Source organism: Streptomyces sp. NPDC025833, assembly GCF_055558055.1.
The window spans coordinates 136,630-151,392 of the sequence record NZ_JBVHNF010000021.1 but is presented as its reverse complement, the minus strand read 5'-3'; the positions used below and the strand labels follow the sequence as shown (position 1 = coordinate 151,392).

The window sequence follows — 14,763 nt, the reverse complement described above, 5'->3', positions numbered from 1 at the left end:
CCGCTGTGCCCCGTGGACCACCCCCGGCCGGGGGCCCGCGTCGGCCGCGCGGGGGGGCGGGGCCCCCGCGGGGGGGGCGCCGCGCCCCCCGCGGGGCGGCGCGCGCGGCGCCCCGCCGCCGGACTGCTCGCCTCCGAGCAACTCGGCATCGCCGACCAGGTGCTGACGGAGACGGTCCGGTACCTGAAGGAGCGCCGGCAGTTCAACCGGCCGGTCGGCGGCTTCCAGGCGCTCAAGCACCGGCTCGCCCAGGTGTGGCTGGACGTGGCCGGCCTGCGGGCCGCCGCCCGCGCCGCCGTCGACGCGCTGGCCCGCGGCGAGGACACCGACGTCACGGTGGCCGTCGCCCAGGCGTACGCCGGACCCGTCGCCGTGCACGCCGCCGAGGAGGCGCTGCAACTGCACGGCGGGATCGGCATGACCTGGGAACACCCGGTCCACCTCTACCTGAAGCGGGCCAAGGCCGACTCGATCGCCTACGGCACGGCCGGCGCGCACCGCTCGGCGCTGGCCGCACTGGTCGACCTCCCGGCGCCCTGACGGACCACGCGCGAGCCCGCCCCGCTCCGGGGCGGGCTCCTCCGCGGCCGGGCGCCGCCGAGGTGAACTCGGCGCCAACTCCCCGTGCTCCAGGCGCTTTCGGTCCCGGGCGCGCGCATACTTCCCCCGGTCCCGTCCGGCACCCCAGGGAGGCAGCGCATGACCCCCACCACCCGTCGCGGAACCCTCACGACCCTCGGCGCGGCCCTCGCGGGCACGCTCGCCCTGCCCGCGGGCCGGGCGTCGGCCGGGGAACGCGGGCGCCCCCCGCGCCCGCTGCGGCACGCCCACGCCCACAACGACTACGCCCACCCGCGGCCCCTGTACGACGCCCTCGGCCACCGCTTCGGCAGCGTCGAAGCCGACGTCTTCCTCGTCGGCGACCAGCTCCTCGTCGGCCACGATCCCGCCGAACCGGACCCGTCCCGCACGCTCGAATCCCTCTACCTCGAACCGCTCGCCGCCCTCGTCGCGGCCCACCACGGCTCGGTGTACCGCGGCCGGCGCGAGCCGCTGCGACTCCTCGTCGACATCAAGAGCGAGGGCGCCGCCACCTACCTCGCCCTCGACCGCCGGCTGCGCCGCCACCCGCACCTGTTCACCCGGTACGCGCACGGCCGGGTGCGCCCCGGCCCGGTCACCGTCGTCGTCTCCGGAGACCGCGCCGCCCGCGTCCCGCTGGCCGCGCAGACCGAGCGCCGCGCCTTCTACGACGGCCGGCTCACCGACCTCGGCGGCTCCGCCCCGGCCTCCCTCATCCCGCTGATCAGCGACAACTGGGCGCAGAACTTCACCTGGACCGGACAGGGGGCGTTCCCGGACGCCGAGCGGCGCAGGCTGCGCGGCATCACCGCCGCCGCCCACGCGCGCGGGCAGCGGGTCCGGTTCTGGGCCACTCCCGACACCGCGGGCCCGGCCCGGGACGCGGTGTGGACGGAGCTGCTCGCCGCCGGGACCGACCTCCTCAACACCGACGACCTCGCGGGCCTGGAGGCGTTCCTGGACGCCCGTGTCCCCGCGTAAGACCACACGTTCGGAGGACATGTCAGTCGCCCGGACGAACCTCCCACTACGCCACACTTGCGGCCGAACGCCGCGCATGGGGCGTTGCGGAGGAGGTTCCCGATGGCCATTTCCATCTCTGTGGTGCTGCTGCTTCTGACCCTTGCCGTGATCTTCGTTCGCAACTGCTCGCTGAAGATCTCCCACGCCCTGGTCTGCGCGATGCTCGGCTTCTACCTGGCCTGCACCAGCATGGCGCCCACCATCCAGAGCGGGCTCAACGCGACCGCCGACCTGGTGAGCAGCCTGCGGCCGTGAGACCCCCGGCGCCCGTACGGTGCCGGTCCGGTGCCCGCCCGGCAGTCAGCCGGCCGAGAAGACACCGATGCCGTTGGGCACCGGCCGCTCGGCGCCGCCGCTGGGGTGGTTGCGCACGGCCACGGCGGCGCCGCCCGCGTCCCGGGTGACCATCTCGGCCGAACCGCCGCCGTCCAGGTTGAACGCGTCGGTGGCGCCCAGCGACCGCATGGCCGCCGCCTCCTCCGCGACCGTGAGGCCGGAGCGGTACCGCGCGGCGCCGTCCAGCGCCAGGAGCAGCAGCCTGCGCCCGTCGCCCGCGACGCCCACGGCCGTGCGCACCGCCGAGGTGCCCCGGTCCAGACCGGGCAGCGGGGCGCCGTCGCGCAGCACCGGGAAGCCGCCGACCGCGAACGTGTACGGCACCCCGGACGAGGCCGCCACCAGCGCGTGCGTGACCTCCACCGGGTCGCCGGCCGACAGCCCGCGCAGCCGCCGCGCGCCGTCCTCCCGGCCCACCAGCACCGTGGTGCCGGCCGGGATCGGGCCGCGACCCGGGGCACCGGAGGCGGACACCACCCGGCCGTCGCGCACCGCCACCTCGTAGGTGTCGCCGCTGCACGGCGCCGACCGCTCGGTGTCGGTGCCGCAGACGGCGCGCAGCCGGGAGGCGGCGCCCCAGCGCGCGGTGAAGGCGCCGACGGAGCCCACCGGCAGCGCGTACTGGTTCAGGCCCTTCAGCGGCAGCGTTCCGTCCGGTGTGCGGACCGAACCGGCGAGGGAGAGCCGGTCCAGCCGGGCCCGCCGGTCGGTGCCGACGCCGAACACGTCCCGGGTGTCCGTGCCCGGGGGCAGCGCGGGGCCGAACCGCTGGCCCTTCGGCACCGCGGCCTTCAGCACCTGCCCGGCGGCCACGGCCGGCCCGACGGCCGCGCCCGTGGCCTCCACACCCGGGTGCTGCGTCTCGGAGATGTCGAAGAAGTCGCCGTTCACCCCGGCCACGGCCCCGGCCGAGTCCGCCAGCCGGGAGACGGTCGCCCGGGCCGCCACCGCGCCCGGGTACAGCAGGTCGACGCGGACGTGCGGATCGGCCAGGTCCACCGTGAGCAGGTGGGCGTGGGCCGTCCCGGCGGCCGCGTCGATGTCGAACTGCCGGTAGGTGACGCCCGGCGCGATCCTCCTGCCCGCCGGTGCGGCGGCGGCCCGCGCCGGGTCCGCGAGGACCGCGCCGGCGAGCACACCGAACACCGTGACGGCCGTGAGAACCGCGTCGACCGCCGCCGAACGCCTGCCGCGTCTGAGCACCGTGCCCCCTGAGACTCCGTCAACCGCCCCCGTACACAGGGCAGTGCAGCAGAACCGGGCGGACGGCGGGCGGACTACGCCTCCACTACGCGAGAACGGGTGAGGAAACGTACCCCCTCGGGTGCTTCCAGGGAGAAGCCGCTGCCGCGCCCCGGAACGACGTCCACGATCAGCCGGGTGTGGCGCCACGCCTCGTACTGGCTCACCGACATCCAGAAGGTGACGGCCTCCGGCACGCCGTCCACGGCCAGTTCCGCCAGCAGTACGTCCGAGCCGCCGGTGCGGAACTCGCCGTCGGGGTAGCACATCGGGGCGCTGCCGTCGCAGCAGCCGCCGGACTGGTGGAACATCAGGGGGCCGTGCTCGGCGCGCAGCCGGCGCACCAGCTCCGCGGCCCGCGGGGTGAGTTCGACGCGCGGGATCTCCTCGTCCATGCGACCCTCCTGGACGGCCGGGGCTCGGGCCGCTCCAGTCTCACGGAACGTCAGGAGCGCGTCCAGCGGGCGTCGGTGGGAGAGGGCCGAGCACCTTGATCACCCGGCCGTTCGGGCCCCGCACGAAGAAGCGCCGCCCAGTCGTGCCCTATGACCTGCTCCAGCCCCGGCGCGCCGTAGAACTCCGTGCTCTCCGGCACGGCGGTGGACGGGACGTCGGGGACGGCACGGCGTACGGACACGACGCGGCTCCCGGGTGCGTCGGCTCGGCGGACGTGGGTCACGGTGGCCCGGTGCCCGGCACAGACCTCGCGGATCACGCGTCCGCGACGCGCAGGCGCCGCATCAGCACCGCATACACGGCCGAGGACACCACCAGCCCCGCCGGCAGGGACAGGTCGATGCCGCCCAGGGCCGCGGCGACGGGGCCGGCGTACAGGGTGTCGGCGCACAGGGCCGCGGCCGCCACCCCCGCCCCGAGGGCCAGCGCCCCGGACCAGTTGACGCCGCCGGTGTACCAGAACGGCCCGGCGGGGGTCTCGTCGGCGAGGGCGGGGCCGTCGTAGCGGTTGCGGCGCAGCAGGATGTCCGTGGCGTAGACGGCCGTACCCGGGCCGAGCAGCAGCACGGTCAGCTGGAGCACGTCGCCGACCGTGTCGAGGAAGTCGGAGACGAGGAGCGCGTACAGGGTGAGGGAGACGGACACGGCGCCGTCGACGAGGACGCTGAGCGAGCGCCGCACGCGCAGGCCGACGGCCTGGAGGGCGAGACCGGCGCTGTAGGCCGTCAGGGCGTTCAGCGCGACGGTGCCGAGGACCAGCGCCAGCAGGAAGACCGGACGGAACCAGGCGGGCAGCAGCGGCTGGAGCGAGGACTCGGGATCGGTCATGTCGACGGCGGTCGCGGCACACGCCCCGAGGCCGCAGACCACGACGCCGGGCAGGAAGCCGCCGAGCGCCGTCCAGCCGGCCACCGACTTCGCGGGCGTGCTGCCGGGCAGGTAGCGGGAGAAGTCCGCGCTGGTGGTGTAGGAGAGCGGGCCCGAGGCGACGAGGGCGACACCGGCCAGCAGGGCCGCCCACAGGCCGGTGCCGGTCAGCGGTTGCTCGGGGACGTAACCGGTGTCGGTGTGCCGCAGCACCGCGACGCCCACCACGGCGAACACCACCGTCAGGACGAGGGTGATCGGCATGTACAGCCGCACGATCGCCGCGTGGCCGTAGACGCTGATCGCGAGCGTGACGGCGGCGATGACCACCACGACGGCCGCCTTCACCCCGGTGTCCAGCGGCAGGCCGGCCCGGGCCGCCAGCGAGAAGGCGGCCGTCGCCGCGGCGGCCAGGTTCAGCGCGAAGTAGCACACGGAGACGAGCCAGCCGGTCACCGCGTTGTTCACCCGGTTCCCGCGCACCCCGTACAGCGCCCGGGTGACGACCTCGCTCGGGGCGCCCGCCGCGGGTCCCGGGACGGCCAGCAGGCCGGTGAGCAGCCAGAGCAGGTTGCCCACGACGATCACCGCCAGCGCCTGCCACAGGGTGAGGCCCATGAGCACCAGCGCGCCGCCCACCACCAGGCTCAGGTAGTTGACGTTCGCGGCGGCCCACACGGAGAACAACTCGCGCGGCCGGCCCCGGCGTTCTGACTCCGGGATGTGGTCGATGCCGTGCGCCTCGATGCCGCCGGTGCGCTCGGGCGCCCGGGACGCGTCGGCGACGCCGTCGGCGGCCGGCGGCCGTGCGCCGGGGTGCGGGTCGGGGAGCGTGGACGCCATGGGGCCCTCCGGGAGCGGTGGGATCGGCCTGGTCGCTTATTGGGCGGGTGACCAGTTGCTTATTGGTCGCACACTCAATAGCATCGCCGTCATGTCGTCAAGCGTTCAGCGCAAGCGGATACGGAAGGACCCCGCGGCCCGGCGGGCGGAGATCGTCGACGCCGCCGCGGCCGTCGCCCTGGCCGAGGGCCTGGAGTGCGTCACCCTGCGCCGGGTCGCCGAGGACCTCGCCGTCCGCCCGGGGCTGATCAGCCACTACTTCCCCTCGGCCGAGGACCTGGTCGCCGAGGCGTTCGGCAGCGCGGCCACCGGCGAACTCGACCGCATCCTCCCGGCCGGGCCCCCCGGGGACGCCCCCACCGGGCGGCTCGCCCGCTTCCTCGGCCGCACCGCGGGGGAGGACTACGACGCCGTCAGCCGGCTCTGGATCAACGCCCGCCACCTCAGCCGCTACCGGCCCGTGCTCGGCGGCCGGGTCGCCGAGCAGGAGACCGCCTGGCGCGACCGGCTCGAAGCGCTGATCCGGGACGGCGTCGCCGCCGGCGAGTTCACCACGGACGACCCGCAGGCCGTCGCCGTCCAGATCCTGGTCGTCCTCGACGGACTGGGCGTCCACGCCAACACCGAGACCCCCCGGCGCCCGGCCGTCGTGCTCCGCATGCCCGTCACGACCGCCGAACGCGAACTCGGCCTGCCGCCCGGCACGCTCGACCGCCCCGCCGACCGCCCCACCCCCTCGTGAGCGAAGGAGCCCCTGTGCCCGCCGACCTCGTCCTGCTCTCCGCCCGGCTGCTCGACCCCGGCACGGGAGGATTCCTCCCGCACACCGCGCTCGCCGCGGAGCGGGGACGGATCAGCTTCCTCGGCGACGACCGGGACGCCCGCGCCCTCGCCGGACCCGCGACCACCGTGGTCGACCTCGGGGGAGCGGTGGTCACCGCCGGGTTCACCGACGGGCACCTGCACCCGGTCTCCGGCGCCGAACGCACGATGGGCGTCGACCTCTCCGCCTGCCGAGACCTGGACGCCGTGCGCGCCGCGCTCGCCGCCGCGGTACGGGAACTGCCGCCCGGCGGCTGGCTGCGCGGCTGGGGCCTGGACCCCAACGCCTTCGGCACGGCGCCCGTCGGGTACGCGGCCCTCGGTCCCGTCCTCGACGACGTGCCCGCTTTCATCGACCTGTTCGACGCGCACTCCGCGATCGCCGGCGAGCGGGCGCTGGAGCTGGCCGGCATCGACGGACCCCGGACCTTCGGACAGGGCTCGGAGATCGTCTGCGACCCCGGCGGCCGGCCCACCGGCCTGCTGCTGGAGGACGCCGCCTGCGCACTCGTCGAGGCGGTCGCCCCGCGGCCCACCGAGGACGAGATCCGGGCCCGCAGCGCCGAGGTTCTGGCCGCCATGGCCGCGTCCGGACTCACCGGCGGGCACGCCATGGACGCGAACGGCGACAGCCTCGCCGTCTACGCCGCCCTGGAGGCCGGGGACGCCCTGCCCCTCAGGCTGCGGATCGCCCCCTGGTGCCGGCCCGAGACGGACGACGCCGCCGTCGCCGACCTGGTACGGCTCCAGGGCACCGGCGGGGACCTGTGGCGGGTGGCGGGCGTCAAACTGTTCATGGACGGCACCATCGACAACGGCACCGCCTGGCTCGAAACCCCCGACTGCCACGGTGAGTCCGGCCACGCCTACTGGCCCGACCCGCAGCGCTACACCCAGGTGATCACCACCCTGCACCGCGCCGGCGTGCCCACCGCCACCCACGCCATCGGCGACGCGGCGGTGCGCCACGTGCTCGACTCCGTCGAGAAGGCGCAGGCCGGGACGGGCGGCCCGGCCGGCCCCGGCGGGGTACGGCACCGGATCGAGCACATCGAGACCGTCCCCGACGACACCGTACGACGCTTCGCCCCGCTCGGCGTCGCCGCCTCCATGCAGCCCACCCACTGCTGCGAGTTCACCCGGGCCGACCACACGGACAACTGGTCGCGCCGGCTCGGTGAGGAGCGGGCCGGCCGGGCGTTCCGCTGCCGCGACCTGTGGGAGGCCGGGGCCCGGGTCGTCCTCGGCTCCGACTGGCCCATCGCCCCGTATCCGCCGCTCCAGGTCATGGCCGGCGCCCGGCACCGCAGGCCCGCCGACCTCTCCCAGCCGCCGCACGGCCCCGAGCAGGCCCTCACTCCGCTGCAGGCGCTCCAGGGCATGACCGTCAACGCCGCCTGGGCCGCGGGCGAGGAGGACCGCGCCGGCCGGCTCGCCGTCGGCCACCGCGCCGACCTGACCGTGCTCGCCGACGACCCGCTGCGGCTGCCCGACACCGAGCTGGCGGGCCTGCCGGTGGTGCTCACGGTCCTCGCGGGACGGATCACCCACCGCGCGGCGGAACTGTAGCCACGGGCGGCGAATCTGTGGCGGCGGGCGGCGGGCGGCGGGCGGCGGGCGGCGGGCGGCGGGCGGCGGGCGGCGGGCGGCGGGCGGCGGATCCGTGGCCGTCGGCGGCGCCGGCACGATCACTCCGGCCGGTCCGCCCGTCCCCGTCGCCCCCGCCGTTCCGGCCGCGTCCGTTGTGCCTGTTGTGCCTGTTGTTCCCGGCGGGCGCGGCGGGCGCGGAGGGCCTCGGGCAGCAGCGGCAGCATCGACAGGACGAGGACCAGCGCCACCAGGGGCAGCAGGTAGTCGTCGATGTGCGGGACGGAGGCACCCAGCAGGTATCCGGCGAGGACCAGCGTCTGCGACCACAGCCCCCCGCCGACGGTCTGCCACAGGGTGAAGGTCCGCGCGGGCACGTCCAGGGTCCCGGCCACCGGGTGCAGCACCGTCCGCAGCAGCGGCACGAACCGCCCGATCACCAGGGCCTTGCCGTAGCCGTAGCGGGCCAGCAGCCGTTCCGCCCGCACCGCCGCGCCCTTCACCCGGCGGCTGGACGTCCGCCCCAGCAGCGCCCGGCCGCCGTGCCGCCCGATCAGATACCCCACCTGGCCGCCCGCGACCGCCCCGACGGCCGCGCACAGCAGCACCTGCCACAGCGCCAGCCGGGGCGGCTGCTCCGCGCTGCCCGCGCACAGCACCCCGGCCGGGAACAGCAGCGTGTCCCCGGGCAGGAAGAAACCGACGACGAGCAGACCCGACTCGGCGAAGATCACCACCAGGACGCCCAGCGCGCCGAACGCGGCCAGCACGGAGGCGCTGTCCATCGGGTTCACGGCTGTCACCGGCCGGGCCTCCTGGCCTCCTCGCGGACACCTGCTCGCTCCCCAGGATCCCCTCCCCGGCGCCTCGCCGCGCGCCGATTCCCGAGACCGGCCGTCCCCGGCCCGCCGGGGGTGACGGGTCGGAGTCCCGGGCCATGTGGCCATCGGGCCGCGGCGCGGACACTTCGCGGTGTGGCCGGCCCGCTGTGGAAACTGGTCAGCCGCGTGACCGGCCGGTTCTCCGTGTTGTTCGGCGTTGTTCAGCGTTGCTCGGTCCAGGACGATCAGTGCGCTGTCCGCCGGTCGTGCTCCGCCGGTCCGCCCAGCGGTCACAAGGGTCGGAGGTCGCTGGCAACGAGCTTCCTGCCCAGTGCCCGTCTCGTCGCCTCTCGTGAAAGGACCACCGTCCGCGTGCTCGACGCGTCCCTTCAGGCCGTCGCCGGGCTGTTCCGCTGGTTCGGCCTGATCGCTCTCCTCCTGGCGGTGGCCACCGGGCTGCTCGCGTACGCGCACCGGGGACCGCTCGAGCCAGCGGCGCGGTCACGGGAGAATCCGGCGGTGTGCCCCGTGCTAACGTCGACTGTTTGTAGCGTCGCTACGCCGGTGTCCCGTTCGGTGTCCCCGGTCGGCGGCCGCGTCCCCGCCGCGCCTTCCTCGGTACGGTCCACTCGGAGGAAGGCTTCCCATGAGCGAATCAGCACGTGCCGGCACCCGGCGGCAGGACCGCGTGCCCGAGGCGCCGGACACCGCTTCGGCACCGGCCACGACGGTGTCCTTCGCCCAGCTGGGACTGCCGGCCGAGGTGCTGCGGGTGCTCGACGAACACGGGGTGACCGTGCCCTTCCCCGTCCAGGCGGCGGCGCTGCCGAACGTGCTCGCGGGACGCGACGTCCTGGCCCGGGGCCGCACGGGATCCGGCAAGACACTCGCCTTCGGCCTGGGGATGCTCGCCCGGACGGCCGGGCAGCGCGCGCAGCCCAAGGAGCCGCTGGCCCTCGTCCTGGTGCCCACGCGGGAGCTGGCGCAGCAGGTGGGGGAGGCGCTCACCCCGTACGCCGATGCGCTGCGGCTGCGGCTCGCCACCGTGGTCGGCGGAGTCTCCATCGGGCGGCAGGCAGCCGCCCTGCGGGACGGCGCCGAGATCGTCGTCGCCACCCCCGGCCGGCTGCACGACCTCGTCGAACGCAAGGGCTGCCGACTGGGACGGGTGCGCATCGCGGTCCTGGACGAGGCCGACCAGATGTGCGACATGGGGTTCCTGCCGCAGGTCACCGAGATCCTGGACCAGGTTCGCCCCGACGGGCAGCGGATGCTGTTCTCCGCCACCCTCGACCGCGACGTCGACCAGCTGGTACAGAGCTACCTGCGCGACCCCGCGGTCCACTCCGTTGACCCCGCGTCCGCCGCGGTCGACGCGATCGAACACCACGTCTTCGTCGTCCACGGCCCGGACCGGTACGCCGTGACCACCGAGATCGCCGCCCGTGACGGCCGCGTCCTGCTCTTCCTGGACACCAAGCACGGCGTCGACCAGCTCACCCGGCACCTGCGGGCCAGCGGTGTGGCCGCCGCCGCCCTGCACAGCGGGAAGTCCCAGCCGCAGCGCACCCGGACCCTGGCCCAGTTCAAGAACGGGCAGGTCACCTCGCTGGTGGCGACGAACGTCGCCGCACGCGGCCTGCACGTCGACGACCTCGACCTGGTGGTCAACGTCGACCCGGCCACCGACCCGAAGGACTACCTGCACCGAGCGGGCCGCACGGCCCGGGCCGGCCGCTCCGGCACCGTCGTAACCCTTGTCATGTCGGGACAGCGCCGCGAGACGACCCAGGTCATGGCGGACGCCGACGTCGTCGCCAAGGTCACCAAGGTGCGGTCCGGTGAGGCCGAGCTGAGCCGGATCACCGGCGCCCAGGCCCCCTCCGGACAACCTCTCGACGGCGGACCGGCCGCACCGCGCCCCAAGAACCACAACGCCCCGTTCCGCGGACTGGGCAGCACCAAGGACGCCAAGGACGCCAGAAACGGCTCCGGCGGCCGGCCGTCCCGCAAGAGCAGCGAGGCCCGCAAGCTCGCTGAGGCCCGCAAGGCGGCCCGGGTGCGGCGCGGCGCCTGAACCCCGGCTCCCCGGTCCGCCGCGTGGTCTCTCCTTTCCTTGTGAGTGGTGAGGACCGTGAGGTCCGGCCTCTCGGTACGGCGCGCAGCGCGGGGGGCCGGTCATCCGGCTCAACGCTCCCGACCGGACCGCCCGCCCGTGGCTGCCCCCGGAGCCGGAGCCGGAGCCGGAACCGGAGCCGGAGCGGGCCGGACCGGACGGGACCGGGCCGGGCCCACAGCCGGAACCGAGGCTGGGGCCGGAGCACGAACCGGAGCCGCGCAACTCCGCGGACCATGGCGCCGAAAGGTCCTGAGTCACCGCGGTCGAGAAGGGGGGCTCGGCTACCTGGGGGCGAAGCCATCCCCCAGGCGACCGGCGCGCGGGTCTAGAAGAACCCGAGCTTCTTCGGCGAGTACGACACCAGCAGATTCTTCGTCTGCTGGTAGTGGTCCAGCATCATCTTGTGCGTCTCGCGGCCGATGCCGGACTGCTTGTAGCCGCCGAACGCCGCGTGCGCGGGATAGGCGTGGTAGCAGTTCGTCCACACGCGGCCCGCCTGGATCGCGCGGCCCGCGCGGTACGCGGTGTTGGCGTCCCGGGTCCACACCCCCGCGCCCAGCCCGTACAGGGTGTCGTTGGCGATCTTTATCGCGTCGTCGAAGTCGTCGAACGAGGCCACCGAGACGACCGGGCCGAAGATCTCCTCCTGGAAGATCCGCATGCGGTTGTCGCCCTCGAAGACGGTCGGCTGAACGTAGTACCCACCCTTCAACTCGCCCTCGTGTTCCAGGCGTTCCCCGCCGGTGAGGACCTTCGCGCCCTCCTGGCGGCCGATGTCCAGGTAGGAGAGGATCTTCTCCAACTGGTCGTTGGAGGCCTGAGCGCCGATCATGGTGTCGGTGTCCAGGGGGTGCCCCGGCTTGATCAGACGGGTGCGTGCGACCGCCGCCTCCAGGAACTCCCCGTAGTGGCCTCGCTGGATCAGGGCCCGGGACGGGCACGTGCACACCTCGCCCTGGTTGAGCGCGAACATCGTGAAGCCTTCGAGCGCCTTGTCGCGGAAGTCGTCGTCGTGCGCCCACACGTCGTCGAAGAAGATGTTCGGCGACTTCCCGCCCAGCTCCAGCGTGACCGGCTTGATGTTCTCCGAGGCGTACTGCATGATCAGCCGCCCGGTCGTGGTCTCACCGGTGAACGCGATCTTCGCCACCCGCGGGCTCGACGCCAGCGGTTTGCCGGCCTCCACACCGAAGCCGTTGACGATGTTCAGCACGCCCGGCGGCAGCAGGTCCGAGACCAGACTCAGCCAGTAGTGGATGGAGGCCGGGGTCTGCTCGGCCGGCTTGAGCACGACCGCGTTCCCCGCGGCCAGTGCCGGCGCCAGCTTCCAGGTCGCCATCAGGATCGGGAAGTTCCACGGGATGATCTGCGCGACGACGCCGAGCGGCTCGTGGAAGTGGTACGCCACCGTGTCGTCGTCGATCTCCGCCAGCGAACCCTCCTGCGCCCGGATCGCCCCCGCGAAGTACCGGAAGTGGTCGATCGCGAGCGGTATGTCGGCCGCCAGCGTCTCCCGCACCGGCTTGCCGTTCTCCCAGCTCTCGGCCACCGCCAGGCGCTCCAGGTTCGCCTCCATCCGGTCGGCGATCCTCAGCAGCACGTCGGAGCGCTGCCCCGGCGCGGTGCGCGCCCACCCGGGTGCCGCCTCGTGCGCCGCGTCCAGCGCCCGCTCGACGTCCTCCGCGGTACCGCGCGCGATCTCCGTGAACGGCTGGCCGTTGACCGGCGACGGATTCTCGAAGTACCGCCCACGCGCCGGCGGCACGTAGGCGCCGCCGATGAAGTGGTCGTAGCGCGACTGGTAGGAGACGATCGCGCCCTCGGTGCCCGGCGCCGCGTAACGAGTCATGCTGGTATGCCTCCCGGTGCAGCGCTGCCCGCCGTTGGACAGCCTTTGAAACGAGATTAGGCAAGCGGACGTTGCAAGTACGTTGCGTACGGCGCCGGCCCGGGCCGGCCGCGGATCCGTGCCGGCGCCCGGCCGCTCGGCGCCGTCAGCTCGGCTTCCAGCGCGGCGAGCCGCGCGCGGACCGGCGCCCCGGGCCGCACCGCGGCGAGCGCCCGCCACACTTCCACGTCGTCCTCGCCCCACGGTGCTCGCGCCCACTGCGCCAGCAGGTCCGGATCGCCGTGCGCCAGCAGGGCGGCACGCAGCCCGCCGGAAAGCCGCTCCCGCAGCCGGACGACGGCCGGGGCCTGCGAACCCGGCAGCAGCGGACCGGTGTACGCACCGGCCGCCGCGGCGGTCGCGCCCGCCTCCAGCCGCCGCTCGACGACGGTGGCGTCCGACTCCACCGGGGCCGTCAGCCGGTACGGCCGCGAGGCGAGCAGTCCCGGGCCCACCAGCCGCCGCAGCCGCGCCAGCTCGGCCCGCAGGGTCACCGGGGTCACCGACTCGTCCGCGTACAGCGCGCACAGCAACTCGTCCCCGCTCAGGCCCTCGGGGTGCCGGGACAGCAGGACAAGGATCTCGCTGTGCCGGCGGCTGAGCCGGACCCGCCGGCCGCCGTGGGCGAGTTCGGCCTCGTCCCGGCCGAGCGCGCTCAGGAGCGACGCCTCCCGCGGCCGCGGCGGGGCGAGCAGGGCGAGCTGTGCCTCCGCGGCGCGCGCCACCGCCTGCACGAAGCCGAGGCTGTGCGGATGGGCGAGACCGTCCCCGCCGGTGATGTCCACGGCTCCCAGCACCCGTCCGGTGCGCGGATCGTGCACGGGTGCGGCGGCGCAGGTCCACGGCTGTACCCGCCGTATGAAGTGCTCCGCGGCGAACACCTGCACGGGCCGGTCGACGGCGACCGCGGTGCCCGGTGCGTTGGTGCCGACCGCGTTCTCCGACCAGCGGGCCCCGGGTACGAAGTTCATCCGGTCCGCGTGGCGCCGGGTCGCCGCGTGTCCCTCCACCCACAGGAGTCTGCCGTGCGCGTCGCACACCGCCAGCAGGTGTTCGCCGTCGGTCGCGAAGGTGCCCATCAGCTCCCGGAACAGGGGCATCACCCGGGCCAGCAGGTGTTCCGCGCGGTAGGCGCCGAGGTCCGCGTCGGTCAGTTCCACGCTGGCGGCGCCGTCCGGTCGCACTCCGGCACGCGCGCTGCGCCGCCACGACTCCGCCACCACCGACCGCACGGGGCGCGGCACGGTGCCCACCGCGGTGAACGTCTCGTGCGCCCGGCGCAGCGTTCGGACGCGCTCGGCGGGGTCGGTTCCTGGCTCCAGGGCAACCCACGGATCGGTCAACTCGGCCTCCCCGGACGGTGGATCGTTTGTGGAACGGTGGTGGAACGGTGCTGAATGCGGTGTGGTGCGTGTGCGATGCGCACGAGGTGGTGCTGCGAGCGGGTGGGGAGATGGTCCGGGCCACGGCGGATCGGGTGGTGCGGTGCCGCGGCCGGCTCGGCGGTACGCGGCGGCCGGGACCATCGTCGCCCCGGCGGCGCGCCCCGACAACCGCCGCGGCCCCGGCCCCCTACGAGAAGTTGACCAATCTGAGGTAGCGGACCCAGTCCCAGCTCGGCCCCGGGTCGGTGTGGTCCGTGCCCGGCACCTGGTAGTGGCCGATGATGTGTTCCCTGTCCCGGGGGATGCCGTACTTGGCGCAGATCGTCGCCGTGAGTCTCGCCGACTGCTCGTAGAGGGCGTCGGTGAAGTAGCCGGGCTGGTCCACCCAGCCTTCGTGCTCGATGCCGATGCTGCGTGTGTTGTAGCTCCAGTTGCCCGCGTGCCAGGCGATGTCGGCCTCGCGCACGCACTGGGCGACGTGCCCGTCCGCCGAGCGCACCACGTAGTGCGCGGACACCTTCTTCGCCGGATTGGCGAAGATCGCCAGTGCGTCGGCGTACGTCTCCTGCGTGACGTGGATGACCACGCGGTCGACGGCGTATGCTCCGGGACGGTCGGACACCGTGTAGTTCGAGCTGCTGGCCGGCCGCCACTCCGCGGGCGGATAGTCCGCGGCCATGCTCTGTGCCCCGGCACGCGGGTCGGGAAGCAGTGCGTAGGGGACGGCGGCGAGTGCCGCGCCCTTCAGCAGTCGCCGCCGGCTGAGCCGCGGTCTGGCTCGGTCCATGTCCA

General features: G+C 74.6%; 14 protein-coding genes. 6 read left to right on the top strand and 8 right to left on the bottom strand.

Annotated elements, in window-relative coordinates; translation table 11 throughout:
• The 3 genes from ACZ4K2_RS31810 to ACZ4K2_RS31800 form a co-directional block, all read left to right on the top strand.
• The coding region (locus tag ACZ4K2_RS31810) for an acyl-CoA dehydrogenase family protein (protein WP_467769989.1) at positions 1-540 on the top strand (540 nt) is incomplete at its 5' end.
• A 159-nt stretch (positions 541-699) separates the two neighbouring features.
• A complete protein-coding gene (locus ACZ4K2_RS31805) occupies positions 700-1,563 on the top strand; it encodes a phosphatidylinositol-specific phospholipase C/glycerophosphodiester phosphodiesterase family protein (protein WP_467478528.1) in 864 nt (287 codons plus the stop codon).
• A 102-nt stretch (positions 1,564-1,665) separates the two neighbouring features.
• Positions 1,666-1,860: a hypothetical protein gene (locus ACZ4K2_RS31800; RefSeq protein WP_467478527.1), complete on the top strand. Its 195-nt coding sequence runs from the start codon at positions 1,666-1,668 to the stop codon at positions 1,858-1,860.
• Positions 1,861-1,905: 45 nt separating this feature from the next.
• On the opposite strand, the gene ACZ4K2_RS31795 is transcribed toward ACZ4K2_RS31800, so the two are convergent.
• From ACZ4K2_RS31795 to ACZ4K2_RS31780, 4 genes are all read right to left on the bottom strand, one after another.
• Positions 1,906-3,078: a phosphodiester glycosidase family protein gene (locus ACZ4K2_RS31795; RefSeq protein WP_467478584.1), complete on the bottom strand. Its 1,173-nt coding sequence runs from the start codon at positions 3,076-3,078 to the stop codon at positions 1,906-1,908.
• Positions 3,079-3,218: 140 nt separating this feature from the next.
• Positions 3,219-3,578: a DUF779 domain-containing protein gene (locus ACZ4K2_RS31790; RefSeq protein WP_467478525.1), complete on the bottom strand. Its 360-nt coding sequence runs from the start codon at positions 3,576-3,578 to the stop codon at positions 3,219-3,221.
• Positions 3,579-3,628: 50 nt separating this feature from the next.
• A complete protein-coding gene (locus ACZ4K2_RS31785) occupies positions 3,629-3,820 on the bottom strand; it encodes a hypothetical protein (protein ID WP_467478522.1) in 192 nt (63 codons plus the stop codon).
• Between the two features lie 74 nt (positions 3,821-3,894).
• Positions 3,895-5,349 carry a purine-cytosine permease family protein gene (locus ACZ4K2_RS31780; protein WP_467478520.1) on the bottom strand — a complete coding sequence of 485 codons (1,455 nt, stop codon included), beginning with the start codon at positions 5,347-5,349 and terminating at the stop codon, positions 3,895-3,897.
• Positions 5,350-5,440: 91 nt separating this feature from the next.
• On the opposite strand from ACZ4K2_RS31780, the gene ACZ4K2_RS31775 reads away from it, so the two are divergent.
• Together ACZ4K2_RS31775 and ACZ4K2_RS31770 are read left to right on the top strand one after the other, a co-directional pair.
• Positions 5,441-6,091 (top strand): TetR/AcrR family transcriptional regulator, encoded by a 651-nt coding sequence (locus ACZ4K2_RS31775; protein WP_467478517.1) that lies wholly within the window; start codon positions 5,441-5,443, stop codon positions 6,089-6,091.
• Positions 6,092-6,105: 14 nt separating this feature from the next.
• Positions 6,106-7,740: an amidohydrolase gene (locus ACZ4K2_RS31770; protein WP_467478515.1), complete on the top strand. Its 1,635-nt coding sequence runs from the start codon at positions 6,106-6,108 to the stop codon at positions 7,738-7,740.
• Positions 7,741-7,859: 119 nt separating this feature from the next.
• Here the strand turns inward: ACZ4K2_RS31770 and ACZ4K2_RS31765 are convergent, their stop codons facing one another.
• Positions 7,860-8,561 carry a DedA family protein gene (locus tag ACZ4K2_RS31765; RefSeq protein WP_467478513.1) on the bottom strand — a complete coding sequence of 234 codons (702 nt, stop codon included), beginning with the start codon at positions 8,559-8,561 and terminating at the stop codon, positions 7,860-7,862.
• A 664-nt stretch (positions 8,562-9,225) separates the two neighbouring features.
• Between ACZ4K2_RS31765 and ACZ4K2_RS31760 the strand changes: the two genes are divergently transcribed.
• Entirely contained in the window at positions 9,226-10,656 is a 1,431-nt protein-coding gene (locus ACZ4K2_RS31760; protein ID WP_467478511.1) for a DEAD/DEAH box helicase, read from the top strand.
• A gap of 367 nt (positions 10,657-11,023) precedes the next feature.
• On the opposite strand, the gene adh is transcribed toward ACZ4K2_RS31760, so the two are convergent.
• The 3 genes from adh to ACZ4K2_RS31745 form a co-directional block, all read right to left on the bottom strand.
• On the bottom strand, positions 11,024-12,547 hold the full coding sequence (gene adh, locus ACZ4K2_RS31755; protein ID WP_467478509.1) for an aldehyde dehydrogenase: 1,524 nt from the start codon (positions 12,545-12,547) through the stop codon (positions 11,024-11,026).
• Between the two features lie 56 nt (positions 12,548-12,603).
• Complete coding sequence (locus tag ACZ4K2_RS31750; RefSeq protein ID WP_467478506.1) at positions 12,604-13,929, bottom strand: winged helix-turn-helix domain-containing protein; 1,326 nt, start codon at positions 13,927-13,929, stop codon at positions 12,604-12,606.
• 229 nt (positions 13,930-14,158) lie between these two features.
• Positions 14,159-14,758 carry an N-acetylmuramoyl-L-alanine amidase gene (locus tag ACZ4K2_RS31745; RefSeq protein WP_467478582.1) on the bottom strand — a complete coding sequence of 200 codons (600 nt, stop codon included), beginning with the start codon at positions 14,756-14,758 and terminating at the stop codon, positions 14,159-14,161.
• Positions 14,759-14,763: the final 5 nt, after the last annotated feature.

Coding starts and splice junctions, on each gene's coding strand:
- ACZ4K2_RS31805 (WP_467478528.1), top strand. CDS start 700: ATGACCCCCACCACCCGTCGCGGAACCCTCACGACCCTCGGCGCGGCC.
- ACZ4K2_RS31800 (WP_467478527.1), top strand. CDS start 1,666: ATGGCCATTTCCATCTCTGTGGTGCTGCTGCTTCTGACCCTTGCCGTG.
- ACZ4K2_RS31790 (WP_467478525.1), bottom strand. CDS start 3,578: ATGGACGAGGAGATCCCGCGCGTCGAACTCACCCCGCGGGCCGCGGAG.
- ACZ4K2_RS31780 (WP_467478520.1), bottom strand. CDS start 5,349: ATGGCGTCCACGCTCCCCGACCCGCACCCCGGCGCACGGCCGCCGGCC.
- ACZ4K2_RS31775 (WP_467478517.1), top strand. CDS start 5,441: ATGTCGTCAAGCGTTCAGCGCAAGCGGATACGGAAGGACCCCGCGGCC.
- ACZ4K2_RS31760 (WP_467478511.1), top strand. CDS start 9,226: ATGAGCGAATCAGCACGTGCCGGCACCCGGCGGCAGGACCGCGTGCCC.
- adh (WP_467478509.1), bottom strand. CDS start 12,547: ATGACTCGTTACGCGGCGCCGGGCACCGAGGGCGCGATCGTCTCCTAC.
- ACZ4K2_RS31745 (WP_467478582.1), bottom strand. CDS start 14,758: ATGGACCGAGCCAGACCGCGGCTCAGCCGGCGGCGACTGCTGAAGGGC.